A 25,695-nucleotide genomic window follows, 5' to 3' on the forward strand; every position below is an offset into this window, starting at 1 on the left:
TTTAAATTCTAAACTGATCACGGAAGATATGGTCAATAGTGTTGTCATGTTTTCTGCGAAGCTCATTAGCATCTTCCTGTAACAAGATTTCCCCATCTTTGATAAAGATGACATCATCAAGAATATCTTCGATATCGGAAATCAAGTGGGTAGAGATCAACACAGAAGAATTCTCTGAACGGTTTTGAATAATTGTCTTCAAAATATAGTCTCTGGCTGCCGGATCCACACCACCAATTGGTTCATCAAGAACGTAGAGATCAGCCTTTCGACTCATAACTAGGATCAATTGAACCTTTTCTTTATTACCTTTTGAAAGATTCTTCAAACGACTTTTTTCGTCTAAATTGAGATCTTCTAAAAGGTGGTTGGCCTTTTCTTCGTCAAAGTCAGAATAGAAGTCTTTGAACATAGCAAATACTTCTTTAATTTTCATATTATCACCAAGATAAGTTGTATCTGGTAGATAAGAGACAACCTTTTTCGTTTTAGGAGAAGGTTTTTCTCCATTGATAAGAACCTGTCCAGAAGTCGGTTGCAGAAGACCATTGATCAGTTTGATGATAGTTGTTTTTCCACTACCATTTGGTCCTAGCAAACCAACAATACGTCCAGGTTGGATATCCAAGTTAACACCAGAAAGAGCTTCAGTCTTTCCATAATTCTTTTGAACATGCTCCAAACGAAGCAAAGATGAAGTTGACATATAAACCTCCTAAAAGATACAAAGCTAACAAGACAGCATCATGCGGTATTGATATTAGATTTGATTCTTAGTTGCCAGTACAATTAGTATTATTTGGGCTAAAAATCAATATGCTTTTAAGATATTATATAGTTTGTTAAAAAAAAAATCAAATTTGTTCAGAGATTCCATAGATTCTCTAAGGCTTTTTTTGTCATTGGTTTCTTCTTTTTTTAAATTCTAGTATAATAGAAACTAAAGATTACAAGCGAAGGAGAGGCCAGTGATTGCACAGTTAGATACTAAAACAGTATACAGTTTTATGGACAGCCTCGTCTCAATAAAAAAATATGTGGAAAAGGCAAAAGAATTTGGTTATAGTCACTTAGGGATTATGGATATGGATAATCTCTACGGAGCCTATCATTTTTTAGAAGAAACAAAAGCAGCTGGAATTCAGGGGCTTTTAGGTTTGGACTTGAATTTAGTCAAAGATGGACAGCCTTTGTCCTTACGATTGTTGGCGATAAACAGCCAAGGTTATCGGAATTTGATGAAGGTTTCAACTCTCATCATGCTTGACAAAAAAGAGTGGTCAGATATTCAGCATTTGATGCAAGGTTTGGCTCTGATTGTTCCTGCTTATCCTGGAATTGATGATTTAGATTTGGGAAGAGATTATTACATTGGGGTTTCTCCAACGACTCCTCTTCAAGATTTTTCAAGGCCTACGATACCTCTTTATACTGTCCGCTATTTTGATACAGGAGACTTGGAAACCTTGCAGATGCTGAGGGCTATTCGAGAGAATGTTAGTCTGAGAGAAGTAGGAGATTTGCCAAGCGGTCAGCATTTTTTGCGACCCGAGCAACTTAGGGACGCTTTTGAGCAGACCTTTCCAGAGAGTTTGGAAAATCTTGAAAGGCTGGTCCAGGATGTCCATTATGATATCGATACAGAGTTAAAATTGCCACGTTTTAATCCAGAACGTCCAGCAGTGGAAGAGCTACGAGAGCGCTCAGAAGCTGGCCTGAAAAAGCGAGGCTTAACAAGCTCTCTCTATCAGGAACGCCTTGACCAGGAACTTGCTGTTATTCATAAGATGGGCTTTGATGATTATTTCCTCATAGTATGGGATTTGTTGCGTTTTGGACGTAGTCAGGGCTATTACATGGGAATGGGGCGAGGTTCTGCAGTAGGAAGTCTGGTGGCTTATGCCTTAGAAATCACAGGGATTGATCCAGTCAAGAACAATCTGCTTTTTGAACGTTTTCTAAATCTAGAACGCTTTACTATGCCTGATATTGATATCGATATTCCAGATGTATACCGACCAGAATTTATTCGTTATGTCCGTGATCGTTATGGGACACTGCATGCAGCTCAAATCGTGACTTATTCGACCTTTGGAGCTAAGCAGGCCATTCGTGATGTTTTCAAACGCTTTGGTGTCGCAGAGTATGAGCTGACCAACATCACTAAGAAAATTCGCTTTGGTGATAGTTTGAATACGGCCTATGAAAAGAATATTGCATTCCGACAGATTATCAATAGTAAGTTAGAGTATCAAAAGGCCTTTGACATCGCTAAAAAAATCGAAGGGAACCCCCGCCAGACCTCCATTCATGCTGCAGGTGTTGTTATGAGTGACAATGATTTGACAGACCAGATCCCACTCAAATATGGCGAAGATATGTACATTACTCAGTATGACGCCCACGGAGTCGAGAGCAATGGACTTCTCAAGATGGACTTTCTAGGTTTGCGCAATTTAACCTTTGTCCAGCGAATGAAAGAAGCTGTCCAAAAGAAATATGAGATAGACATCCAAATCGAGTCCATTGATTTGGAAGATAAAAAAACCTTACAACTTTTCGCTACTGGTGATACAAAAGGAATTTTTCAATTTGAACAGCCAGGGGCTATCAGTTTACTCAAGCGAGTTCAGCCTGTTTGTTTTGAAGAAGTAGTCGCTACAACCTCCTTGAATCGACCTGGTGCTAGTGATTATATTGACAATTTTGTCAAGAGAAAGCATGGTCGTGAAGCTGTTGTTTCAATTGATGAAAGCCTAGACGATATCCTGTCTCCAACCTATGGTATCATGCTCTACCAGGAACAGGTCATGCAAGTTGCCCAGCGCTTTGGCGGCTTCAGTCTAGGAAAGGCGGATATCTTGCGTCGAGCCATGGGGAAGAAAAATGCCGTAGAAATGCATAAGATGGAGGAAGAGTTTGTCTCAGGCGCAATGAAGCTTGGACACTCAGAAAAGAAAGCTAAAGAAGTCTTTGCCATCATGGAGAAATTTGCTGGCTATGGCTTTAACCGCAGTCATGCTTATGCTTACTCTGCCTTAGCCTTTCAGTTGGCTTATTTCAAGGCTCATTATCCAGAAGTTTTCTTTGACGTTCTCTTAAATTATTCTAGCAGTGACTATATTACGGACGCACTTAGCTTTGGATTTAAGCTTGCTCCCTTGACCATTAATACAGTCCCTTATCACGATAAATTTGAGGAAAATCAAATCTTTCTAGGTCTGAAAAATATTAAGGGGCTTCCTCGCGATTTAGCTTACTGGATTATTGAAGAGCGACCTTTTACTGGAATTGAGGATTTTCTGCTACGCTTACCATCCCAGTATCGGAAAGAGTCTTCTTTGATTCCTCTGGTTCAGATTGGCCTTTTTGACAGTTTTGAGCCTAACCGTCAAAAGATAATCTCTAATTTGTCGAACCTATTCATTTTTGTGGAAGAATTGGGAAGTCTTTTTGCTGATAGCAGTTATTCATGGACAGAGGCTGAGGATTATAGTCAGGCTGAAAAGTTTGAGCTGGAGCAATCTATTCTTGGTGTTGGCTTATCGGATCACCCTTTAATGACCATTGCCAAAGCGACAACAGAATCCTTTTCTTGGATAGGAGATCTAGCTGAAAACAGCAGGGCAAAAATTCTTGCTCAAGTCCAGTCTATCAAAGTTATTCGGACGAAAAATGGTGAGAATATGGCTTTTTTGCAGGTCACTGACACCAAAAAGAAACTGGATGTGACCCTGTTCCCAGAAACTTATAAGTTACTAGCGAATCGTATAAAAGAAAAAGGTATTTATTTTTTAACGGGGCGTATTCAGGAAAGGGATGGTCGTTTGCAAATGATTTTATCTGAGGCGGTAGAAGCTAGTTCAGAACGGTTTTGGATTCAGCTAGAAAACCATGAATATGATATTCAGATTGCAGAAATCCTCCAACGATTTTCGGGACCGATTCCTGTTGTTCTACATTATGAAAGTGACGGTAAAACAATTGCTACACCTCATTTCCAAGTGGAAAAATCAAAGGATTTACAAGAGGATTTACAAAAATTTACAATGAAAACGATTTATCGCTAAAAAAGGAAGAATTTTCCCCAAGATTGTGGTATAATCAGTTAGAATGTTAAAAGAAAAAGGAGCATAAACGAATGAAACGTATTGCTGTTTTGACCAGTGGTGGAGATGCCCCTGGAATGAATGCTGCCATCCGTGCAGTAGTTCGTAAAGCAATTTCTGAAGGAATGGAAGTATTTGGTATCTATGATGGATATGCAGGTATGGTTGCTGGTTCGATTCAACCATTAACAGCTGCATCGGTAGGAGATATCATTTCTCGAGGTGGTACTTTCCTTCACTCTGCTCGTTATCCTGAGTTTGCGCAAAAAGAAGGGCAACTTAAGGGAATTGAGCAATTGAAAAAGCATGGAATTGAAGGTGTCGTGGTTATTGGTGGTGACGGTTCTTACCACGGTGCTATGCGTTTGACAGAGCATGGCTTCCCGGCTGTTGGTGTACCAGGAACCATTGATAATGACATCGTTGGTACTGATTTTACAATTGGTTTTGATACAGCAGTAACAACAGCAATGGATGCGATTGACAAGATTCGTGATACTTCATCTAGTCACCGTCGTACTTTTGTTGTTGAAGTAATGGGACGTAATGCTGGAGATATTGCGCTGTGGGCAGGTATTGCTACTGGTGCAGATGAGATTATTGTTCCTGAAGAAGGTTTCAAATTTGAAGAGATTGTGGCTAGCATCAAGCATGGATATGAGGAAGGTAAGAAGCACAATATCATTGTTCTTGCAGAAGGTGTTATGTCAGCTGATGAATTTGGTGAAAAATTAAAAGCTGCTGGTGATACAAGTGACCTTCGTGTAACTGAGCTTGGTCACATTCAACGTGGTGGTTCTCCAACCGCTCGTGACCGTGTTCTTGCTTCTCGCATGGGAGCACATGCTGTTGAATTGCTTAAAAAAGGGATCGGTGGTGTAGCCGTTGGTATCCGCAATGAGAAAATGGTTGAAAATCCAATTCTTGGAACAGCAGAAGAGGGAGCACTCTTTAGCTTGGCGGAAGATGGTAAGATTATCGTCAACAATCCGCACAAGGCAGATCTTGCTTTGTCTAGTCTAAATCGTAGTATTTCTATTTAATTTGTTATAAAGGTCAGAATGGCCAAATATATAAAAGGAGTTTCATAAGATCATGAACAAACGCGTAAAAATTGTTGCAACATTAGGTCCTGCGGTTGAAATCCGTGGTGGTAAAAAATTCGGTGAAGACGGATACTGGGGTGAAAAACTTGACGTTGAAGCTTCAGCTCAAAATATTGCTAAATTGATTGAAGCAGGAGCAAACACTTTCCGTTTCAACTTCTCACACGGTGACCACCAAGAACAAGGTGAGCGTATGGCGACTGTTAAACTTGCTGAAGAAATTGCTGGACAAAAAGTTGGTTTCCTTCTTGACACAAAAGGACCTGAAATCCGTACAGAATTGTTTGAAGGTGACGCAAAAGAATATTCATACAAAACTGGTGAAAAAATCCGTGTTGCAACTAAACAAGGAATCAAATCAACTCGCGAAGTGATTGCTTTGAACGTTGCTGGTGCCCTTGACATCTACGACGATGTCGAAGTTGGTCACCAAGTTTTGGTTGACGATGGTAAACTTGGTCTTCGTGTTTTCGCAAAAGACGATGCAACTCGTGAATTTGAAGTAGTCGTTGAAAATGACGGTATCATTGCTAAGCAGAAAGGTGTAAACATCCCAAACACTAAAATTCCTTTCCCAGCACTTGCTGAGCGCGACAATGCTGATATCCGCTTCGGTCTTGAGCAAGGAATCAACTTCATCGCGATTTCATTCGTACGTACTGCAAAAGACGTCGACGAAGTTCGTGCAATCTGTGAAGAAACTGGTAATGGTCACGTTCAATTGTTCGCTAAAATCGAAAACCAACAAGGTATCGACAACTTGGATGAAATCATTGAAGCGGCTGACGGTATCATGATTGCTCGTGGTGACATGGGTATTGAAGTACCATTTGAAATGGTTCCAGTTTACCAAAAAATGATCATCACTAAAGTGAATGCTGCAGGTAAAGTTGTTATCACAGCTACAAACATGCTTGAAACAATGACTGAAAAACCACGTGCAACTCGTTCAGAAGTTTCAGACGTATTTAACGCTGTTATCGACGGAACTGATGCAACAATGCTTTCAGGTGAGTCTGCAAATGGTAAATACCCACTTGAGTCAGTAACTACAATGGCTACAATCGACAAGAACGCTCAAACTCTTCTTAACGAATACGGACGTTTGAACTCAGATTCATTTGAACGTAACTCTAAAACAGAAGTTATGGCTTCAGCAGTTAAAGATGCTACTAACTCAATGGATATCAAATTGGTTGTAACACTTACTAAGACTGGACACACAGCCCGCTTGATCTCTAAATACCGTCCAAATGCTGATATCTTGGCATTGACATTTGACGAATTAACAGAGCGTGGATTGATGTTGAACTGGGGTGTTATCCCGATGTTGACAGACACTCCATCATCAACTGATGACATGTTTGAAATTGCTGAACGTAAAGCAGTTGAAGCAGGTCTTGTACAATCTGGTGATGATATCGTTATCGTTGCTGGTGTACCAGTTGGAGAAGCTGTTCGTACAAATACAATGCGCATTCGTACAGTTCGCTAAACAAATATATAAAACCAATGATTCTCTTGTAATCATTGGCTTTTTTTATTCTGTAAAAAATGGTATAATAGGGTGAAAAAGGAGAGATGATGGTTAAGAGAGATTTGATTCGCAATTTGCTGATCCTTGTGATAGCAATTTTCATTTTTGTTGCCTTGCGTCTATTAGTTTTTACTCCCTATACAATAAAATCACAAGATTCAAACCGCTATCTTACTGAGAATGATTTTGTTTTAGCGATTAGAGGAGAAAAGATTCAGAGGGAAGATTTTGTTCTTTACGAAGTAGATGGTAAGGAATATGTAGGACGAGTGATTGCCAAAGGAAATGATTCATTCATCTATATGGATGACGTCCTATATCTGAATAATAAGATTAAAACTGAGAATTACTTATCTAGTATAAAGGAAAAATACCTGGCAACACCTGGTAACTCAGGTTATTTTACGCATGACTTTAGCTTGCAGACGCTGACTGATTCAAAAACTCGTAAGATTCCGAAGGATTCCTACTTGATATTAAATGATAATCGACAGAATACAAGAGATAGTCGAGAGTTTGGTCTAATTTCAAGCAAGCAGATTCAGGGAGTCATTTCATTCAGAATTTCCCCATTAAAGAAGTTTGGTTTTATTGAGAATAAGTAGAAAACAAAAAAGAAGAGGCTTAGGCCTCTTCTTTTTGGGTATTTAGGTCTTATCCAAGTCAACCTGAGTTAAAGCCTAGGATTATGTCACTTAGGAAATCTTTAATCTCCTTTTCTGGTTTCTTGGTGGAAGATATTTTGCCAGTTTTCATGACGTCTCCAGATGCTTGTGTGAAGAACGTCGCCAATTTGATAACGGATAAGTTTGGTTTTGTGGCTGATAGAAATCAGTTCAAAATTTTTGATCTTTTTTTCTGAGGATTTTTCAGCCTGGAATTCAGCCTTATTTAGCTGACGGCCATCTTGGGAAATGTAGAAAAATTCTTCAGAAAGTAAATTGTCTAACTGACTTCCTTGGTCAACTAGTTGTTCACGCATTAGGAGTTTTTTATAGACATTATCGAGAATTTCATCTTCTGGTATGGGAGCGGGTTCAATGTGAATATCAATATCGAAAATGCCAAATCGTTCCATTAACATCTCTTCAACTTGATCAGCAATTTCGTGACTTTCATAGACGGAAAGGTCTGGGTTCATTTCAAGAATAATATCTAGATAGATATTGCTACCATAAGTGCGACCTCGCTGGGACTTAACTTGTGTGATTTTAGGAATTTCAAGGATGGCTTGCTTATAATCTTGCAAGAGGCTTTCATCGAATCCATCAGAAAGACTGAAGGAGGATTCCATAAAAATATCATAAGCAGTTTTTAAGATGAAGAAAGTAATAATAATGGCTACCAGCTGGTCAACTAGGGGATAGTTCAAGGCGCTCGCTATAATAGCAATTGAAGTACCAAGGGAAGTGATAGCATCTGATAAATTATCTTTTGCTGCTGCTTCTAGGGCTTTAGAGTTGGCTCTTTTTGCAAGTTTTTTATTAAAGAGATAAACCCCAGTCATGATGATGGCTGAAATAAAACCTACGATTGCACCTAGAGGATCGATGGCTGTGACTTGTTTGGAAATAATCTTTTGAACGGTTTCAAATAAGACGTCCAGTCCAACAAAAAACATGATCAGGGAAGTGACTAGGCTTGCCAGGTCTTCAATCTTCCAGTGACCAAACTTATGGTCCATATCAGCTGGTTTTCGAGCCATTCGCAGACCAATAAGAACTGCAATATTAGCGACGATGTCAGAAATGTTATTGAAACCATCAGCAGTCAAACTAGAAGAATGGAGCATAGAGCCTGCAATCAGCTTAGCAGTAGAAAGAAGAATATAGGTGACAATAGCTAGTAAGGCACCCTGTTCTGCCAGTTTGAGGTTTTTTGAGGGATTGTTCATGCTTACTCCTTTCAGATAGTACATTATAGCCTTTTTTTGATTTTTTTTCAAATAAACATTGGTAGGAGGAGCTTATATATAGAGAGCTAGGAGAATGTTGCAACTTTCTTGCTTATTTCTCTTTTTATTCTGCTGACTTTGTACACCCTTCGGAGGTATTTTTTGGTATAATAGTGACATTGACTTTGAAAGAGGAAGAAAAATGCATCCTTTATTAAACGGTATGAATGACCGTCAGGCTGAGGCGGTTCAAACAACAGAAGGGCCTTTGCTGATAATGGCGGGGGCTGGTTCGGGTAAGACCCGTGTCCTGACCCACCGTATTGCCTATTTGATTGATGAGAAGATGGTCAATCCTTGGAATATCCTTGCTATTACCTTTACCAATAAGGCGGCGCGGGAGATGAGAGAAAGGGCTGAAAAACTTAAAACAGAGGCCCAAGATTGCTTAATCGCCACCTTCCACTCCATGTGTGTGCGAATCCTGCGGCGAGAAGCAGACCATATTGGTTACAACCGCAACTTCACCATCGTTGATCCGGGCGAACAGCGGACTCTGATGAAGCGGATTCTCAAAAATCTCAATCTGGACCCTAAAAAGTGGAACGAGCGCGCCATTCTGGGAACTATTTCCAATGCTAAGAATGACCTGATTGATGAGGTGGCCTATGCAAATCTAGCTGGTGATATGTACACGGAGATTGTGGCCAAGTGTTACACGGCCTATCAAAAGGAATTACGCCAGTCTGAGGCCATGGACTTTGATGACTTAATCATGCTGACCCTGCGACTTTTTGATCAAAATCCTGACGTCCTGACCTACTATCAGCAACGTTACCAGTACATTCATGTGGACGAATATCAGGATACCAACCATGCCCAGTACCAGCTGGTCAAGCTCTTAGCTTCTCGCTTTAAGAATATCTGTGTGGTCGGGGATGCTGACCAGTCTATCTATGGCTGGCGGGGAGCCGATATGCAGAATATTTTGGACTTTGAAAAGGATTATCCTGAAGCTAAGGTAGTCTTGCTTGAGGAAAACTATCGCTCGACTAAGACCATTCTTCAGGCGGCTAATGAGGTCATCCGAAACAACCGCAACCGGCCTCCTAAAAATCTCTGGACTCAAAACGAAGACGGTGAGGAAATTGTCTACTATCGGGCTAATGACGAGCAGGACGAAGCTCTCTTTGTCGCTCGGACTATTGATCAGCTGAGCCGAGAAGGCTACAGTCATAAGGATTTTGCAGTTCTGTACCGGACCAATGCCCAGTCACGGACGGTGGAGGAAGCCCTGCTCAAGTCCAATATTCCCTACACCATGGTCGGGGGCACCAAGTTCTACAGCCGCAAGGAAATCCGTGATGTTATTTCTTACCTCAATCTCATCGCCAATCCTAGCGATAATATCAGTTATGAGCGCGTGGTCAATGAGCCCAAGCGTGGTGTTGGACCAGGAACGATGGAGAAAATTCGAGATTTTGCATCCAGTCAGGAAATCTCTTTACTAGATGCGTCGGCCAATATCCTGCTGTCGCCGGTCAAGGGAAAGGCGGCTCAGGCAGTCTATGATTTTGCCAATATGCTTCTTGATTTGCGGGAGCACTTGGATGATTATACAGTGACGGAGCTGGTAGAGGCTGTATTGGAAAAGACAGGTTATGCAGCAGCCTTGGTAGCCCAAGCGACCTTGGAGAGCCAAGCTCGGATTGAAAATATCGAAGAATTCCTGTCTGTAACCAAGAACTTTGATGAAAGTCCAGATAATTCTAGTGATGAGTCTGGCCTTGATAAGCTTAGCCGTTTTCTCAATGACTTAGCCTTGATTGCGGACACAGATGATGGTGATCAGGAGAGCTCTGAAGTGACTCTGATGACCCTCCACGCGGCCAAGGGATTGGAATTTCCAGTCGTCTTTCTGGTTGGTATGGAGGAAAATGTCTTCCCTCTAAGTCGGGCGTCTGAAGATGAGGATGAGCTGGAAGAGGAGCGGCGTTTGGCCTATGTCGGCATTACCCGAGCAGAGAAGATTCTCTATCTGACTAATGCCAATTCCCGTATGCTTTATGGTAAAACCAACTATAATCAACCTACTCGCTTCTTGAGAGAAATCAGCTCAGACCTGCTAGACTATCAGGGACTAGCTAGGCCATCAAACAGCTCCTTTAAGGTCAGTTATACCAATAGCGATACTAGCAAATTCGGCCAGGGTATGAGTCTAGCACAGGCTCTACAGGAGCGGAAGCGTCAGGCGGCACCAAGTTCCATTTCTACAGGCAGTCTGCCTTTTGGAAAGAGCAGTCAGAGCCAGCCATCTAAGCCAGAAGTTGCTTGGGCTATCGGAGATATTGCCCACCATAAGAAATGGGGCGATGGGACAGTTCTGGCAGTCTCTGGCAGCGGAAACAGTCAAGAGCTTAAGATTAATTTCCCAGAAGTAGGACTGAAGAAAGTGCTGGCCAGCATAGCGCCGATTGAGAAAAAATCATGATGAGGCAGTCGATTGAAGCCTGGATCTATCATCCAGAGGAACGAGAAATCTTGCTCTTGAAAGTTGAGGATGATCCTGTTTCCTTTTGGTAGCCCATTACTGGTGGGATTGAGAGCGGTGAGAGTCCAGAAGAGGCCTGCCTTCGTGAAATAAAAGAGGAGACTGGCTTGGTCTTACATCGTTCAAACCTGACGAGTCTTGGAGATTTAACAGTAAAGATTGATGAAAATCTGACTATACACAAAAATCTCTTTCTAGTTCTGACAGATCAGAAAGAAATCCAGATTTCTGATGAGCATGTGGGAGCTCAGTGGGTAGCTTTAGACAAAGTTTCGTCGCAGTTGTACTGGCCCAGCAATCAAGCGACTTTTGAGATGATATCTGAGAAGCTATAAGATATAGCTTCTCTTTATTTCTTTTGATAAGAAAATTCTATTAGTCAAGTGGGGCGTTTAGTGGTAGACTTATCAGATAACTATAGTGAGGTGACCTTATGACACGTGAATTTAAATTTGAAACCCTGCAGCTTCATGCCGGACAGACAGTGGACCCGACAACCAAGTCACGGGCTCTGCCTATTTACCAGACAACTTCCTATGTGTTTGACGATACTCAGGAAGGAGAAGATCTCTTTGCCTTACGTAAGCCGGGCAATATCTACACTCGGATTACCAATCCGACTCTGTCTGCTTTTGAGGAGAGGATTGCGGCTTTGGAAGGTGGAGTCGGAGCTCTAGCAACAGCTTCTGGTATGGCAGCTGTGACCTACACCATTCTAGCTTTGGCCCATGCTGGCGACCATGTAGTAGCAGCCTCTACCATCTACGGTGGTACCTTTAATCTGCTCAAGGAAACCCTGCCTCGCTATGGCATTACCACGACTTTTGTCGATATTGAAAATCTGGCTGAAGTAGAAGCGGCCATTCAGGACAATACCAAGCTGGTTCTGATTGAAAGCTTGGGCAATCCGCTGATTAATATCCCGGATTTTGATGCTTTGGCAGAGTTGGTTCATGCTCATAAAATTCCGCTGATTTCCGACAATACCTTTGCTACTCCTTATCTGATCAATGTCTTCTCTCACGGAGTGGACATTGCGGTGCATTCTGCGACCAAGTTTATCGGCGGTCACGGAACTAGTATCGGTGGTGTGATTGTGGACAGCGGTCGTTTTGACTGGGAAGCTTCTGGCAAGTTTCCGCAGTTTGTTGACCCGGACCCGAGCTATCATGATATCAGTTATACGCGCGATGTCGGAGCAGCAGCCTTTGTTACTGCTGTTCGGACCCAGCTCTTGCGCGATACAGGCGCTGCCATGTCCCCCTTCAATGCCTTTCTCTTCTTGCAGGGGTTGGAAACTCTCTCTTTGCGCGTAGAGCGCCATGTGTCCAATGCGGAGAAGATTGTAGATTTCCTAGCAGGGCATCCTAAGGTCGAGCAGGTCAATTATCCCAAGCTTGCTGATAGTCCTTATCATGCTTTGGCAGAAAAGTATTTCCCTAAAGGCGTGGGCTCTATCTTCACCTTTAATGTCAATGGCGGAGAGAAAGAAGCTCGTAAGGTTATTGACAGCCTAGAGATTTTCTCTGACTTGGCCAATGTAGCCGATGCTAAGTCCTTGGTTGTCCATCCAGCTACGACAACTCACGGTCAGATGTCGCCAGAAGATCAGCTGGCAGCAGGCATTACACCAAATCAAATCCGTCTCTCTATCGGTCTGGAAAATGTGGATGACTTGATTGAAGATTTGAGAATCGCCTTGGATCAATTATAAGAATAGGTCAATCATAGTTTGAAGGAGGTGTTTGGTGTGATCCGTTATGTTTGCAATCCACAGCTATATTTTGGGGCAGTACTAGACCTCTATGATTCTGTGGGGTGGAGCAATTACACCAATCATCCTCGGCGGTTAGAGCAGGCCTTCCATCAGTCCTTGTTTGTCATGGCGGCCTATGATGAAGATAAGTTGGTTGGTTTGATTCGAGCGGTCGGAGATGGGCTTACCATTGTCTTTATTCAGGATTTGCTGGTGTATCCACACTATCAGCGTCAGAGGATTGGCCGGAGCCTTCTTGAGCAGACGTTGAAACGATTTAAAGATGTTTACCAAATCCAGTTGGCAACGGAGCTGTCAGATAAAAATCTAGCTTTTTATCAAGAGCTCGGCTTTCGCCGACAAGAAGATTTCGACTGTACTGGCATGATTTATGCACCTAATAAAAAATAAAATTCTAGAGAGAGTGGGACAGAAATCGGTAATTCGTTAGAATTCGATTTCGTCGTCCCACCTCCGCACAGTTGAGTAGGGCTGTAAAAGCTGATGAAATCAGCGTAGTAGAGCCCACTCAACCACTGCGTCTTGCTCGACAATCCAAAGACAATTTAGAGGCTAGGACTTTTGTCCCAGCCTCTTTTGTTATGTTTACAAGAGGAAAAGGAATAGTACTGGACCGATGAAAATATTTCTCGGTCTCTTTTGTTTTTCCTTGACAGTTAAATTGTCAGAATTTATAATAAAAGAAGAAAGGTGATAACAGTGTTATCGAATTAAAAACATGAAAAAAGAAACAGATGAGTTAAACGAAAAAATCTTGGAAAGCGCGAGGAGTGAGTTCTTGGCTTATGGCTATCAGGATGCTTCACTGCGGAGAATTTGTCGCGAGGCTGGCTTGACGACTGGGGCTCTTTATAAGCGCTATGAGGGTAAGGACAGTCTCTTTGTTGCCCTGCTTGAGCCTACTCTGACAGCCTTAGACCAGTATGGACAAGAGCAGAAGAGACGTGACTATGATTTCCTAGAAGAGGGGCACCTGTCTGCCATGTGGGCCCATCGCTTGGAGGATCTCCAGTCCCTGATGCGGATTCTCTATGAGCATAAGGATATTATGCAGCTCTTGCTCTTTAAATCTCAGGGATCTTCGCAAGCGGACTTCAGGATGTGTCTGCCTCATTTGGCTGCAGACGAGACTTATCGCTATTTGGAGCTGGCTTACAAAGAGGGGAAGATCAGCCATTTGGTCAAATACGAGTTTCTGCGATCGTGCATGACGGCTTATTACACAGCTGTATTTGAGGCCTTGGCTCAAGACTGGCCCCAAGAGCAGGCGCTGGAATTTTGCCATTCCATCATGGACTTGTTTGACTGGGGAGGTTTGCTAGGTTTTTGATAGAAAGAAGGAAATTCTATGAAGAAAAAATCTGTTCTTGCTTGGATCTGGGACTTTGTCTCCCTTCATAAGATATATTTTGTGCTCAGTCTGATCTTTGCCTTTGCCTCTGTGATTTCAGGATTTCTGCCTTATTTCTTTATTGGTGGAATGATTAATCAGCTCTTGGCTGGCAATAAAAACTGGGATTTTTACCTGCAGCAGTCAGCGTGGGCAGGTCTGGCCTGGATTGGCTACTGGGGATTTCACGGTATTTCCACCATGCTGTCACATACGGCTACTTTTAAGATTCTAGCGGAAATGCGGCGTCGCCTGACAGACAAGCTAGCTAGGCTGCCTCTGGGTACAGTGCTCAGTCAGTCATCAGGCAGTTATAAAAACATTATCGTTGAGCGGGTGGATGCGACCGAAACGACCTTGGCACACCTGATTCCAGAGTTTACCGCTGGGATTTTTGGTCCTATTATTGTTCTCATTGCCATGCTAGTCATCGATTGGCGGCTGACCTTGCTGTCTCTCCTGACTATTCCCATCGTGGCGCTGGCCTATATACGGATGGCTGTCAATAGCGAAGCGGACTATCAAAATACTCTGGTCAAGACCAAAAAGCTCAATGATACAGCGGTGGAATACATCAATGGGATTGAGGTCATCAAGGTCTTTGGCAAGGAAAAGTTCTCTTATGATAAGTTTGTGACGGCTGCTAGAGAAGGAGCAGATTGCTTTATTGAGTGGATGCGCAAGTTCAATCTAGAGATGGGCATTGTGACTGCTTTTCTGCCATCAGGCTTGCTCTTTTTGCTGCCGGCTGGCTGTTATTTCTATCTGCAAGGCAGTTTGACTGCCGTCAATTTCATTCTAATGATTATTCTTTCGCTCAGTCTTCTGACTCCACTGATTTTAGTGGCTAGTTACATGGATGATTTACGGAAAATCGGCACTATTTTTGGTCAAGTCATTGATATTCTGGAAAAGCCTGATTTGAAAAGGCCTCAGGAGCTGAGAGAACTTCCAAAAGGAAGAGATTTGGTCATGACGGCTGTCAGCTTTGGCTATACAGATGAAGAGGAAGTACTGCACGACATTTCGCTAGATATTAAGGCTGGTAGCATCAATGCTTTGATCGGGCCATCAGGCTCAGGTAAGTCTACAATTGCCAAGCTTCTAGCTTCTTTCTGGGATGTCAGTTCTGGCCAGATTACCTATGGTGGCTTGGACATTCGCCAGCTTCCACTAGACTATTACAGTCGGCAGATTGCTTACGTGACCCAGGATAACTATCTCTTTGATGAGACTATTATGGACAATATCCTGATGGGCAATCCAGCAGCTTCTGATGAAGAGGTCATCGAAATCGCCCGTCGCTGTGGCTGTTATGACTTTATCATGAACTTGGAAGACGGCTTTGAGACTCAGGTCGGATCTGGTGGTGGTCATCTATCTGGTGGGGAGCGTCAGCGGATTGCTATCGCTCGTGCCATGCTTAAGGATGCGCCGATTCTTATTTTGGATGAAGCGACTGCTTATACAGATCCGGAAAATGAAGCACGGATTCAGGCCAGTCTAGCTCGTCTGATTGAAGGACGGACCTTGATTGTCATTGCCCACCGATTGTCTACGATTATGAGTGCAGACCAGATAGTTTTAGTTAATGATGGCAGGATCGAAGCTAGAGGACGACATGAAGAATTGCTGACAGCAAGTCCGCTTTATGCTTCCATGTGGCGAGCCCATATTGCTACTAGGGATAATAGTGAGATGGAAGGAGGGCTGACTCATGCTTAATATACTGAAGAAATTCTTTGATTTCTGTACGGCAGAAGATCGTAAGAAATTTTATCAATCTATTTATCTGGGTATCATCAAGTCCTTTATTATCGCTCTACGTATTCCAGCAATTGGCTTAGTCCTTATGGGACTGATTGAGAAGAATCTCTCTATGCAGACCTTCTGGCTGGCTCTGGGTATCATGTTGGTATCCACTGTGCTAAACGTCTGGATTACCCTGAAAATAACCATGCTTCAGACGGAAGCGGGCTATCATACCTGTGCTCAGAAGCGGATTGAAATTGCGGAGCACATGCGCTATCTGCCCATGGGTTACTTTAATCAAAATAGCTTAGGCAAGATTACCAGTGTTACGACCAATACGCTGGAAGGACTGTCTGATGTAGCTACGCGAGTGGTTATGATGACTGTGCAGGGCTTTCTGACGACTGGTCTCATCACCGTTTTAGTCTTTCTCTATGACTGGCGGGTTGGTCTGGTTCTCTTGGTGGGGCTCGTCCTCTTTCTCCTGCCAAATACCCTCATGCGTTGGCAAGTTGGCAAGGTTTCTGATGACAAGTATCAGGCGGATATGAACCTAGTAGCCGTTGTTTTAGAGTACAGCCAAGGGATTGCTGAAGTTAAGAACTACAATCTGGTCAACCGTTCTGCCAAGAAGCTGTCCAAGGCTATTGAAGGCAAGAGTCAGCTAGATACCAAAATGACACTCGTGACCTCACCTTACATTGCCCTCCAAGGCATGGTGACCAAGCTGACCGGTCTCTTTATGGGGCTTTTCTCTATCTACTTTTATCTCAATGGCAGTATGGAGCTGCTGGTAACCATTATGATGATTGTCAGTGGTTTTATGATTTATGAAAATCTAGACGGCGTTGGATCTTTCTCTTCTCTCCTGCGCATTGTTGATTTGTCAGTTGATATGGTCAATCAAGTTTTGGCTATCCAGCCGATGGACATCAGTGGTCAGGATATTGAGCCTAAGAGCAGCCGGATTGAGCTGAGAGACGTTAGCTTCTCTTATGGAAATAAAAAGATTATCAATCAGGTTTCCCTCATCATTCCTGAAAAAACGACAACTGCCCTGGTCGGACCTTCTGGATCAGGCAAAACAACGCTCTGCAACCTCATTGCCCGCTTCTGGGATGTGGACCAGGGAAGTATCAGTCTGGACGGACATGATGTTAGAGATTATAGCTATGACAGCCTGATTCGTAATTTCAGCTTTGTCTTCCAAAGCGTCTATCTCTTTGAGGATACCATTGCTAATAACATTCGTTTTGGCAAGCCGGAGGCTAGTCAGGAAGAAGTAATAGAGGCTGCCAAGAAAGCTGCCTGTCATGACTTTATCCTCTCACTACCTGATGGCTATGATACCAAGATTGGTGAAGGAGGTGCCAGCCTTTCTGGAGGTGAGCGTCAGCGCATTTCCATTGCTCGGGCTATTATCAAGGATGCACCTATTATCATTCTGGATGAAGCAACAGCCAATGTAGACCCAGAAAACGAAGAAGCCCTCATGCAGGCTATTCAGGCTTTGACTCGCAATAAGACCATTATCATGATTGCCCACCGACTCAAGACGGTTGAGCATGCAGACCAGATTTTGGTGCTGGATCAAGGCCACATTGTCGAGCAGGGTAAACACCAAGATTTACTAGCTAAAAAAGGTATCTACAGTAAGTTTATCCAAGAAAGAAAAACAGCTGCCAGCTGGCGGATAGATACGGAAAGTTAAAGAAATATCTTAGCTAACAGGAAATTCACATCGTAATTAGAAAAGTAGCAAATAAATAGCTTGCTACTTTTTCTAATGCAAAATATAAGATAACTTTCTCCCTTAACTGTCTATAATATATGGTATAATAAGTACTATGCAAACCAAACCAACCTCTGCTTATGTGCACATTCCTTTTTGTACTCAGATTTGTTATTACTGCGATTTTTCCAAGGTTTTTATCAAAAACCAGCCTGTAGATTCTTATCTGGAGCATTTGATTGAGGAGTATCATTCGTACGATATCCAAAAGCTCCGTACCCTCTATATCGGTGGAGGGACTCCGACCGCTCTATCGGCGCCTCAGTTGGCTTTTTTACTGGAAAAGCTGACGGATAAGCTTGATTTGTCTTATCTTGAGGAGCTGACCATTGAAGCCAATCCTGGGGACTTAGATCAGGAGAAGATTGCTGTACTCAAAGACTCGCCTGTCAATCGGGTTTCTCTGGGCGTACAGACTTTCAACGACCGCATGCTCAAGCAGATTGGCCGCAGTCACTTAGAAAAAGACATCTATGAGAATATTGCCAATCTCAAAAAAGCGGGCTTTGACAATATCTCAATTGACTTGATTTATGCCTTGCCCAAGCAAACTATGGAAGATGTGAAAACCAATGTAGCCAAGGCTATTGCCCTGGACATTCCTCACATGAGTCTGTACAGCTTGATTTTGGAAAATCATACGGTATTCATGAATCGGATGCGGCGGGGGAAGTTGCCTCTACCCAAGGAAGATTTGGAAGCAGAGATGTTTGAATACATTATAGCTGAGCTGGAAAAGGCGGGTTTTGAGCATTATGAGATTTCTAACTTTTCTAAGCTAGGCTTTGAGAGCCGTCACAACCTCATGTACTGGGACAATGCGGAGTATTATGGTATCGGAGCGGGAGCGTCTGGCTATGTCGATGGTGTTCGCTATAAAAACCACGGGCCCATTCGTCATTATCTGCAGGCGGTGGAAGCAGGCAATACCCGTGTGCAGGAAGAAGTGCTGACGCTGAAAGAAAAGATGGAAGAAGAGATGTTTCTGGGCTTGCGAAAGAAGTCAGGTGTTTCAAAAAAACGCTTCGAGGAAAAATTTGGCATATCCTTTGAAGAACAGTATGGAGCTATTGTGGCTGAACTGACTGACCAGGGCTTGCTAGTGCCTGACAGAAATATTGTGCGTATGACCAAACAAGGCCTCTTTTTGGGCGATACGGTTGCTGAGAAATTTATATTGGAGTAAATCATGGGCTTAACTTATCAAATGAAAATGAAAATTCCTTTCGATATGGCGGATATGAATGGCCATATCAAGCTACCGGATGTCATTTTGCTGTCCTTGCAGGTATCGGGGATGCAGTCAATCGAGCTTGGCGTTAGTGACAAGGATATGCTGGATCAGTATAACCTAGTTTGGATTATCACGGATTACGATATCGATGTGACACGTTTGCCTAGCTTTGCAGAGGAAATCACTATTGAGACAGAAGCCTTGACTTACAATAGGCTCTTTTGCTACCGTCGCTTTACGATTTTTGATGAAGCAGGTGAGGCCATTATCCAGATGATGGCGACCTTTGTCCTTATGGATCGAGATAGCCGCAAGGTTCACGCAGTTGAACCTGAGATTGTCGCTCCTTATCAGTCTGATTTTTCCAAGAAATTACTGCGCGGTCCTAAGTATCCAGCTTTGGAGAATCCTGTCAGCAAGGACTATCATGTGCGCTTTTACGACTTAGATATGAACGGCCATGTCAATAATAGCAAGTATCTGGACTGGATTTTTGAGGTCATGGGAGCAGATTTCCTCATGAAGTATATTCCTAAGAAAATCCATCTCAAGTATGTCAAAGAAGTTCGTCCAGGCGGTATGATTGCTTCTAGCTATGACCTAGAAGGTTTACAGAGCAATCACCAGATTTCCAGTGAAGGTGAAGTGAATGCTCAGGCTTTGGTTACCTGGCAAGAGTTTAATCAGGAAAGTTAGGAAGAGTAGAAATGACTTATAAAGGATATTTGATTGATTTAGACGGGACCATTTATAAGGGTAAGAGCCGAATTCCGGCTGGCGAAGCTTTTGTACATGAGTTGCAGAAGCGCAAGATTCCCTACCTTTTTGTGACCAATAATACTACACGCACGCCAGAAGCAGTGCAGACCATGCTGGCTGAAAATTTCAATATTGAGACGCCACTAGAGACTATTTACACAGCTACTTTAGCTACCATTGACTATATGCAGGAGAAAAATCTGGGCAAGAAAGTCTATGTTATCGGAGATGTTGGACTTAAACATGCCATTGAAGAAGCTGGCTATATAGAAGATACAGAAAATCCTGACTATGTGGTAGTGGGTCTGGATTGGGAAGTGGACTATGAGAAGCTAACAATAGCAACTTTAGCCATTCAAAAGGGTGCTCACTTTATCGGAACCAATCCTGATCTCAATATTCCGACTGAGCGAGGACTGCAGCCAGGAGCTGGCGCGATCAATGCCCTCTTGGAAGCCGCTACTCGGGTTGAGCCAACCTTTATCGGCAAGCCTAATGCCATCATTATGGAAAAAGCCATAGAGCATCTAGGACTGGCGCGTGAAGAAGTGGTCATGGTGGGTGATAACTATCTGACAGATATTCGAGCGGGAATCGACAATGGCATTCCGACCCTCTTGGTCACAACAGGTTTTACCCTGCCAGAAGAGGTGCCAAACCTTCCTATCCAACCGACGCATGTCTTGTCCAGTTTAGCGGAGTGGGACTTCGATGCGTGATAAGTTAAGAATTTCAGCCAGCGTCTTGTGCTTGCTGGCAGCAGCTGTCCTGCTGACCATTTATCTGGCTTGGCTCTTATATCCGATGGAGATTTCTTATTTCAACCTGCCGGATAAGGTTTATTTGAAAGCTGAGACCATCCAGTATAATTTTAATATTTTGATGGATTACCTGACCAATCCTTTTAGTCAGAAACTGGTGATGCCGGATTTTCGCTCGTCTACAGCTGGGCTGCATCATTTTCAGGCGGTCAAGTATCTCTTTCACTTGGCGCAAGCTATTTTTCTAGTTACTCTGCCAGCTTTGATTTTCTTTTTCAAAGAAGTGATTAAAAAGGGATTTTTAGGTCTCTACAGACGGGCTTTTCTATTAATTAGTATCTTGCCGCTTGTTCTAGCTGGACTGGCCTTTCTGATTGGTTTTAACAATTTTTTCACTCTCTTTCATCAAGTTCTTTTTGTTGGTGATAGCACCTGGTTGTTTGACCCGGCTAAGGATCCAGTCATTTGGATTTTACCAGAAGAATTTTTCATGCACGCCTTTATTCTGTTTGCTTTGCTTTATGAGGGAATTTTTTTGACCTTGTATTTTCTAAGCAGAAAGCTTAAATGACTAACTTAATTAAGGAAATAATTATGATAAGTAAAACGAATCAAGAAATTCGCAAGGATGTTGCTCGATTTTCAGGGTTGTGTCTCTTGTATACTTTAGCAATGTCAGCAGTAGTAACTGTTTATTCAATTGTGACCCTGCTAATTTTTATTTATCAATATGGAGGGGACAATTTACGAGCTGCAAAGGAAGCAGCATCACAATTTCTAGCAAATGATGGGGGAATGTATCTTTTTGCTGTACCGGTTGGCCTCTTGATTTTCTGGTTATATCGTAAGAAGCAACTTTTTAGCACTGATCTTAGACATAAAAAAAGAGCAATGACACCAAAAGCTTTTCTTATTCTGACTAGCTTGCTTTTACTTGCCCAGACTTTTTTTAACTTGTTTAGTCAATTCTTTGAATACTTTTTGAATATTTTTGGTCTCTCAATAATGTCTTCAGTTGAGGCTGCTTCCGCAGATTCTACAACCTGGACGATGTTTTTATACAGTGCTATTGTCGGTCCCATATCAGAAGAGTTGATTTTCCGGGTTGCAGGACTAAGGACTTTCGAAAAATATGGAAAAGTATTTGCCATCAGTTTCTCTTCCCTTTTATTTGGAATTTTCCACGGGAATTTACCTCAGATCATTTTCGCTACCTTTGTTGGTTTCATTTTCTCTTACGTCACTCTAGAATACTCAGTATTTTGGGCCATTGGACTTCACATCTTCAACAATCTTGTCCTTGGAGATGGTTTAGCATTGATTTATAGCTTCTTACCGGGAGTTTTAGTTGGACTTGTGCACGTTATCTTACTCTATGGTGGAAGTGGTCTAGCCCTTTATTTCCTTTACAGTCTTCGAAAAGAGATTTCAGTCTATATAGAAATAAATAAACCTGAGAGCGGAAGCTTTCGTTCAGCTTTTATGTCTGTCTGGTTTTGGCTCTTTACGATTTTCATGATTGGAAATGCAATATATATGCTATTTTTATAATAGTATGAGAAGGTCTTCTAGAAAAATCCAAGTCCTGACAATTTTATGGTCTGAGTTGTTGCATAGGAAAGAGTTGGAGTTTCATAGTAGATTCGAAGGAGTGAAAAATGAACGATAGAGTAGCTGTACTCCTAAAAGCAATTTTGATTGCTTTTGCGGCTTTTCTAACTATTTCACTTTTGATACTTTTTTCAACTTTTAATCCCTTAACTTTTAATCTTTTTAAGGCATCCCCTAGCGATATAAGGGAAGGAAATACAAAAATCGAAAAAATTTTCACTTCTCTAGATTGAAGGTGGAGGACTTACATTTACTGTTCATTTTTCAGAAGAAATGATTCAGCGTCACCCTGTACTAAAAGAAAGTCCCAAACGAACAAACAACCAAATTGAGGTATATGTTGTACAGCTAGAGGATATTTCATATGCTGAAGTCGGGGAAAATTTATTAAATACTGGTTTATATCAGTTTTTAGAAGAAAAAAGTTTGGACTACTTTAAAGAGATTGGGAAAGATCAGTCTATAAATTACTCAATTCTACAATGGAATAATCAGGAAAGACTAAAAAAAGGGATTGAATATTATGAGAAGGCTTTGACCTTGGTTGATATCCAGGATAATTCAGCCATAAGGCACATTGATACGATCACTGTAAAACCTGGTAAAGAATCTGAAATTAAACAATTGATTCGTGAAATGGATCAAGCAGGCTTATTAACTCAAACATCCGAAAAGAATGGCGAAATTTCTCGGTAAAAAAATCAATCCTGTCAAGTTTTTTTCTTGACACCTTCATAAAACTATGGTAAGATTATTTCTGTCAGTAAATAGCTTTGTTATTTACTAAAATATAAAACAGAAAAGAGAAATTTAAAAATGGCAGTTAAAATCCGTTTGACTCGTATGGGTTCTAAAAAGAAACCTTACTACCGTATCAACGTGGCAGATTCACGTTCACCACGTGACGGACGTTTCATTGAAACAGTTGGAACTTACAACCCACTTGTTGCTGAAAACCAAGTAACTTTGAAAGAAGACCGTGTACTTGCATGGTTGGAAAATGGTGCGCAACCATCTGATACAGTTCGCAACATCCTTTCAAAAGAAGGTGTATTGAAGAAATTCCACGATTCAAAATACTCTAAAAAATAGAATTGTAGGTTGATTATGGACACGATTGAAAATCTAATTATTGCAATAGTGAAACCTTTGATTTCACAACCAGATGCCTTAACTATCCGAATCGAAGATACTCCAGAGTTTATGGAATATCATCTCGATCTTGATCAAACTGACGTTGGACGTGTTATCGGTCGTAAAGGTCGTACTATCTCTGCCATAAGAACGATTGTCTACTCTGTCCCAACCGAAGATAAAAAAGTTCGCATCGTCATTGATGAGAAATAAGAAGCAGCGGGGCTATGTGTCCCGTTTTTTCTATGGCCATTAATGAAACAAGCCTTTAGGCGTAGTTGAATTTAGGGCCATTGATGCAGTTAGAGCTTTGCGAGAACTAGGTACTTCATTTAAGATGGGAACGAAATGCAGGGGCGAGTTTAGAGAAATTCGAAACCGGAGGACATATGAAGTCAGAAGATTATGCTTGGAACGCTCATGAGCGCAAGTCTTATGAGAATGATCAAGTGATTTTACCGAGCCCTTATAAGCTAAAAATTCTGGATGATAGTGAGAAGAGATTGGAATTGGAGCTTGTTTTGGAGGAACTTCCTCAGGGGCAACTGGCTCGATGGGCTATGAAAATGGCGTCAAGCTTTATAGCTCTGATTGATGCGGAAGATGAGTCTGAAAAGCAGAAGATTTTGACTCAGGTAAGAGAGGTTTTTCAGGCTCGACTTGATGGGAGGGCATCTGTCTATGAACTAAGGCAGGCTGGTTTCTTGGCTAACAAACTGTCGCAGCAAGCCCAATCACAAATCGGTAAATATGCTGCGCGTGTCTTTGCCCAAGGAGTCGCAACAGGCCACATGCGGGGCCATGCTATTGTCGCAGCGGATTATGCCATCAAAGTCAGGAATTTGCAGAGTCCAGATGATATGCAGCGGGCTGTCAAGGAAAGAGAAAGACAGATAGAGATGGCCTCTGCTTTTATTAGATCAGGAAAGGAAACTTTATGAAGCATTTATTTTCACGCTTGTCACCAGCGCAAAAGATTATCTTGTCTTTTCTTCTGGTGATATTCTGTGGCTCCTTGCTACTCAGTCTGCCTTGGGTGCAGACGGCAAGTTCCCAAGCGAGCTATCTGGATCATCTTTTTACAGCTGTCTCGATGGTCTGTGTGACAGGGCTTTTTACTCAATCGGTTGTGGATACATACAATGTCTGGGGACAGCTCCTTTGTATGTTGCTGATTCAGATTGGTGGTTTGGGAATCCTGACTTTTATCGGATTTTTCACCATGGAAAGTCGGAAAAAGCTCAGCCTCAAGGATCGCCGTATTCTGCGGGATAGTTTTAGTTATGGTAACAATCGTACCTTAGGTCAATTTGTCCGTTCGATTTTTATCACGACTTTTGCTATCGAAGGACTGGGTGCGCTTCTTCTCATGATTCGCTTCATTCCCAAGTTTGGTCTGAGAAAAGGGATTTTTAATTCTATCTTTTTAGCCGTTTCTGCATTTTGTAATGCGGGCTTTGATAATTTTGGTAATGATAGCCTACTAGGCTTGCAGACAGATGTTTTGGTCAATATCACCTTGGCTCTCCTCATTATTACTGGAGGACTTGGCTTTATGGTCTGGTTTGACTTGGCGACTAAATTGGGAGGAAAACAGAAGGGGCTTCACTTTCATACTAAGGTAGTCTTGCTGCTAACTGCTGGTCTTCTCGTCTTTGGGACGGTCACGAGTCTTTGGACGGAGTACAATAATCCTGGAACGATTGGCAATCTTACCTTTGATGATAAGCTACTGGTCAGCTTTTTCCAGACAGTCAGCATGAGGACAGCTGGCTTTGCTTCCATAGATTATACGGCTGCTCGTCCAGTAACCCTGTTTATCTATCTGCTCCAGATGTTTTTAGGAGGAGCTCCGGGTGGTACAGCGGGCGGTCTGAAAATTACTACCTTCTTAGTTCTTTTGCTTTTCGCTCGTAAGGAGATTTTGAGCTTGCCACATACCAATCTTGGTCGGAGAACGCTGGCTCCTCAGCTAGCGCAGAAGGCTTTTGGTGTGACAGTGATTTTTCAGCTGACATTTCTGCTTGGTCTTTTGGCTCTTGGGCTAGTGACCGATAGCAGTCATCGCTTTATTTACCTGATATTTGAGACCGTGTCGGCACTGGCTACAGTTGGTGTGACAGCCAATATCACTACCAGCCTCAATACAGCTGGTATGGTTGTGATTATGTTGCTGATGTTTATTGGACGAGTGGGGCCGCTGACTCTTATGGTCAGTCTTAACCATTATCAACCGAAGAAGGCGACTACCTTGCACTACAGCAAGGCGGACATTATGATTGGATAGG

Annotated in this window: 21 protein-coding genes and 2 pseudogenes; 21 read left to right on the top strand and 2 right to left on the bottom strand. The window is 42.3% G+C overall.

Features of this window, described 5'->3' with window-relative positions; all coding sequences use genetic code 11:
• Nucleotide 1: 1 nt before the first annotated feature.
• Nucleotides 2-706, bottom strand: a complete 705-nt coding sequence (locus O3640_RS06190; RefSeq protein ID WP_060553478.1) for an ABC transporter ATP-binding protein — start codon at nt 704-706, stop codon at nt 2-4.
• A 262-nt stretch (nt 707-968) separates the two neighbouring features.
• On the opposite strand from O3640_RS06190, the gene O3640_RS06195 reads away from it, so the two are divergent.
• From O3640_RS06195 to lepB, 4 genes are all read left to right on the top strand, one after another.
• On the top strand, nt 969-4,070 hold the full coding sequence (locus O3640_RS06195; protein WP_082307582.1) for a DNA polymerase III subunit alpha: 3,102 nt from the start codon (nt 969-971) through the stop codon (nt 4,068-4,070).
• A 71-nt stretch (nt 4,071-4,141) separates the two neighbouring features.
• Entirely contained in the window at nt 4,142-5,152 is a 1,011-nt protein-coding gene (gene pfkA, locus O3640_RS06200) for a 6-phosphofructokinase (RefSeq protein WP_008809277.1), read from the top strand.
• A 52-nt stretch (nt 5,153-5,204) separates the two neighbouring features.
• Nucleotides 5,205-6,710 carry a pyruvate kinase gene (pyk, locus tag O3640_RS06205; RefSeq protein WP_045635229.1) on the top strand — a complete coding sequence of 502 codons (1,506 nt, stop codon included), beginning with the start codon at nt 5,205-5,207 and terminating at the stop codon, nt 6,708-6,710.
• Nucleotides 6,711-6,799: 89 nt separating this feature from the next.
• Nucleotides 6,800-7,357 carry a signal peptidase I gene (lepB, locus tag O3640_RS06210; protein ID WP_082307583.1) on the top strand — a complete coding sequence of 186 codons (558 nt, stop codon included), beginning with the start codon at nt 6,800-6,802 and terminating at the stop codon, nt 7,355-7,357.
• A 101-nt stretch (nt 7,358-7,458) separates the two neighbouring features.
• Here lepB and O3640_RS06215 read toward each other — a convergent pair whose 3' ends face one another.
• Nucleotides 7,459-8,646 (bottom strand): cation diffusion facilitator family transporter, encoded by a 1,188-nt coding sequence (locus O3640_RS06215; protein WP_082307584.1) that lies wholly within the window; start codon nt 8,644-8,646, stop codon nt 7,459-7,461.
• 202 nt (nt 8,647-8,848) lie between these two features.
• On the opposite strand from O3640_RS06215, the gene pcrA reads away from it, so the two are divergent.
• The 17 genes and pseudogenes from pcrA (at nt 8,849) to O3640_RS06300 (ending at nt 25,694) form a co-directional block, all read left to right on the top strand.
• Nucleotides 8,849-11,137, top strand: a complete 2,289-nt coding sequence (gene pcrA / locus O3640_RS06220; RefSeq protein ID WP_371586801.1) for a DNA helicase PcrA — start codon at nt 8,849-8,851, stop codon at nt 11,135-11,137.
• A pseudogene (locus O3640_RS06225) lies at nt 11,134-11,532 on the top strand (NUDIX pyrophosphatase). The gene pcrA and the pseudogene O3640_RS06225 overlap by 4 nt, the downstream one beginning before the upstream one ends.
• Nucleotides 11,533-11,630: 98 nt before the next feature.
• A complete protein-coding gene (locus O3640_RS06230; RefSeq protein ID WP_008809271.1) occupies nt 11,631-12,911 on the top strand; it encodes an O-acetylhomoserine aminocarboxypropyltransferase/cysteine synthase family protein in 1,281 nt (426 codons plus the stop codon).
• 36 nt (nt 12,912-12,947) lie between these two features.
• Nucleotides 12,948-13,364 (top strand): GNAT family N-acetyltransferase, encoded by a 417-nt coding sequence (locus O3640_RS06235; RefSeq protein ID WP_268709878.1) that lies wholly within the window; start codon nt 12,948-12,950, stop codon nt 13,362-13,364.
• A gap of 328 nt (nt 13,365-13,692) precedes the next feature.
• A complete protein-coding gene (locus O3640_RS06240) occupies nt 13,693-14,304 on the top strand; it encodes a TetR/AcrR family transcriptional regulator (RefSeq protein WP_143877619.1) in 612 nt (203 codons plus the stop codon).
• 18 nt (nt 14,305-14,322) lie between these two features.
• Nucleotides 14,323-16,089 (top strand): ABC transporter ATP-binding protein, encoded by a 1,767-nt coding sequence (locus tag O3640_RS06245; protein ID WP_268709879.1) that lies wholly within the window; start codon nt 14,323-14,325, stop codon nt 16,087-16,089.
• Nucleotides 16,082-17,827 carry an ABC transporter ATP-binding protein gene (locus tag O3640_RS06250; protein ID WP_293905671.1) on the top strand — a complete coding sequence of 582 codons (1,746 nt, stop codon included), beginning with the start codon at nt 16,082-16,084 and terminating at the stop codon, nt 17,825-17,827. The genes O3640_RS06245 and O3640_RS06250 overlap by 8 nt, the downstream gene beginning before the upstream one ends.
• Before the next feature lie 136 nt (nt 17,828-17,963).
• Entirely contained in the window at nt 17,964-19,094 is a 1,131-nt protein-coding gene (gene hemW / locus O3640_RS06255) for a radical SAM family heme chaperone HemW (protein WP_227221356.1), read from the top strand.
• Between the two features lie 3 nt (nt 19,095-19,097).
• Nucleotides 19,098-19,838, top strand: a complete 741-nt coding sequence (locus O3640_RS06260; RefSeq protein WP_143877616.1) for an acyl-[acyl-carrier-protein] thioesterase — start codon at nt 19,098-19,100, stop codon at nt 19,836-19,838.
• An 11-nt stretch (nt 19,839-19,849) separates the two neighbouring features.
• Nucleotides 19,850-20,620 (top strand): TIGR01457 family HAD-type hydrolase, encoded by a 771-nt coding sequence (locus O3640_RS06265; RefSeq protein ID WP_143877615.1) that lies wholly within the window; start codon nt 19,850-19,852, stop codon nt 20,618-20,620.
• Nucleotides 20,613-21,233, top strand: coding sequence for a TIGR01906 family membrane protein (locus O3640_RS06270; RefSeq protein WP_143877614.1), 621 nt, complete (start codon nt 20,613-20,615; stop codon nt 21,231-21,233). The genes O3640_RS06265 and O3640_RS06270 overlap by 8 nt, the downstream gene beginning before the upstream one ends.
• A gap of 23 nt (nt 21,234-21,256) precedes the next feature.
• A complete protein-coding gene (locus tag O3640_RS06275; RefSeq protein ID WP_143877613.1) occupies nt 21,257-22,213 on the top strand; it encodes a CPBP family intramembrane glutamic endopeptidase in 957 nt (318 codons plus the stop codon).
• A gap of 107 nt (nt 22,214-22,320) precedes the next feature.
• Nucleotides 22,321-22,969 (top strand): annotated as a pseudogene (locus tag O3640_RS06280) (hypothetical protein).
• A 120-nt stretch (nt 22,970-23,089) separates the two neighbouring features.
• The gene (gene rpsP / locus O3640_RS06285; protein WP_227221354.1) at nt 23,090-23,365 is read left to right on the top strand and encodes a 30S ribosomal protein S16; all 276 of its coding nucleotides are present in this window, start codon (nt 23,090-23,092) and stop codon (nt 23,363-23,365) included.
• Nucleotides 23,366-23,380: 15 nt separating this feature from the next.
• The gene (locus O3640_RS06290; protein ID WP_008809259.1) at nt 23,381-23,620 is read left to right on the top strand and encodes a KH domain-containing protein; all 240 of its coding nucleotides are present in this window, start codon (nt 23,381-23,383) and stop codon (nt 23,618-23,620) included.
• A 176-nt stretch (nt 23,621-23,796) separates the two neighbouring features.
• Complete coding sequence (locus O3640_RS06295; protein WP_125367183.1) at nt 23,797-24,348, top strand: putative immunity protein; 552 nt, start codon at nt 23,797-23,799, stop codon at nt 24,346-24,348.
• Nucleotides 24,345-25,694, top strand: coding sequence for a TrkH family potassium uptake protein (locus O3640_RS06300; RefSeq protein ID WP_227221353.1), 1,350 nt, complete (start codon nt 24,345-24,347; stop codon nt 25,692-25,694). The genes O3640_RS06295 and O3640_RS06300 overlap by 4 nt, the downstream gene beginning before the upstream one ends.
• The last annotated feature ends 1 nt before the right edge of the window (nt 25,695 follow it).

Origin of the sequence: Streptococcus sp. 27098_8_75, assembly GCF_041432475.1 — a bacterium.
Classification (GTDB): domain Bacteria; phylum Bacillota; class Bacilli; order Lactobacillales; family Streptococcaceae; genus Streptococcus; species Streptococcus gordonii.

Coding starts and splice junctions, on each gene's coding strand:
- O3640_RS06245 (WP_268709879.1), top strand. CDS start 14,323: ATGAAGAAAAAATCTGTTCTTGCTTGGATCTGGGACTTTGTCTCCCTT.
- O3640_RS06290 (WP_008809259.1), top strand. CDS start 23,381: ATGGACACGATTGAAAATCTAATTATTGCAATAGTGAAACCTTTGATT.
- pfkA (WP_008809277.1), top strand. CDS start 4,142: ATGAAACGTATTGCTGTTTTGACCAGTGGTGGAGATGCCCCTGGAATG.
- hemW (WP_227221356.1), top strand. CDS start 17,964: ATGCAAACCAAACCAACCTCTGCTTATGTGCACATTCCTTTTTGTACT.
- O3640_RS06295 (WP_125367183.1), top strand. CDS start 23,797: ATGAAGTCAGAAGATTATGCTTGGAACGCTCATGAGCGCAAGTCTTAT.
- O3640_RS06270 (WP_143877614.1), top strand. CDS start 20,613: ATGCGTGATAAGTTAAGAATTTCAGCCAGCGTCTTGTGCTTGCTGGCA.
- pcrA (WP_371586801.1), top strand. CDS start 8,849: ATGCATCCTTTATTAAACGGTATGAATGACCGTCAGGCTGAGGCGGTT.
- O3640_RS06260 (WP_143877616.1), top strand. CDS start 19,098: ATGGGCTTAACTTATCAAATGAAAATGAAAATTCCTTTCGATATGGCG.
- O3640_RS06215 (WP_082307584.1), bottom strand. CDS start 8,646: ATGAACAATCCCTCAAAAAACCTCAAACTGGCAGAACAGGGTGCCTTA.
- O3640_RS06230 (WP_008809271.1), top strand. CDS start 11,631: ATGACACGTGAATTTAAATTTGAAACCCTGCAGCTTCATGCCGGACAG.
- rpsP (WP_227221354.1), top strand. CDS start 23,090: ATGGCAGTTAAAATCCGTTTGACTCGTATGGGTTCTAAAAAGAAACCT.
- lepB (WP_082307583.1), top strand. CDS start 6,800: ATGGTTAAGAGAGATTTGATTCGCAATTTGCTGATCCTTGTGATAGCA.
- O3640_RS06275 (WP_143877613.1), top strand. CDS start 21,257: ATGATAAGTAAAACGAATCAAGAAATTCGCAAGGATGTTGCTCGATTT.
- pyk (WP_045635229.1), top strand. CDS start 5,205: ATGAACAAACGCGTAAAAATTGTTGCAACATTAGGTCCTGCGGTTGAA.
- O3640_RS06240 (WP_143877619.1), top strand. CDS start 13,693: ATGAAAAAAGAAACAGATGAGTTAAACGAAAAAATCTTGGAAAGCGCG.
- O3640_RS06190 (WP_060553478.1), bottom strand. CDS start 706: ATGTCAACTTCATCTTTGCTTCGTTTGGAGCATGTTCAAAAGAATTAT.
- O3640_RS06265 (WP_143877615.1), top strand. CDS start 19,850: ATGACTTATAAAGGATATTTGATTGATTTAGACGGGACCATTTATAAG.
- O3640_RS06250 (WP_293905671.1), top strand. CDS start 16,082: ATGCTTAATATACTGAAGAAATTCTTTGATTTCTGTACGGCAGAAGAT.
- O3640_RS06300 (WP_227221353.1), top strand. CDS start 24,345: ATGAAGCATTTATTTTCACGCTTGTCACCAGCGCAAAAGATTATCTTG.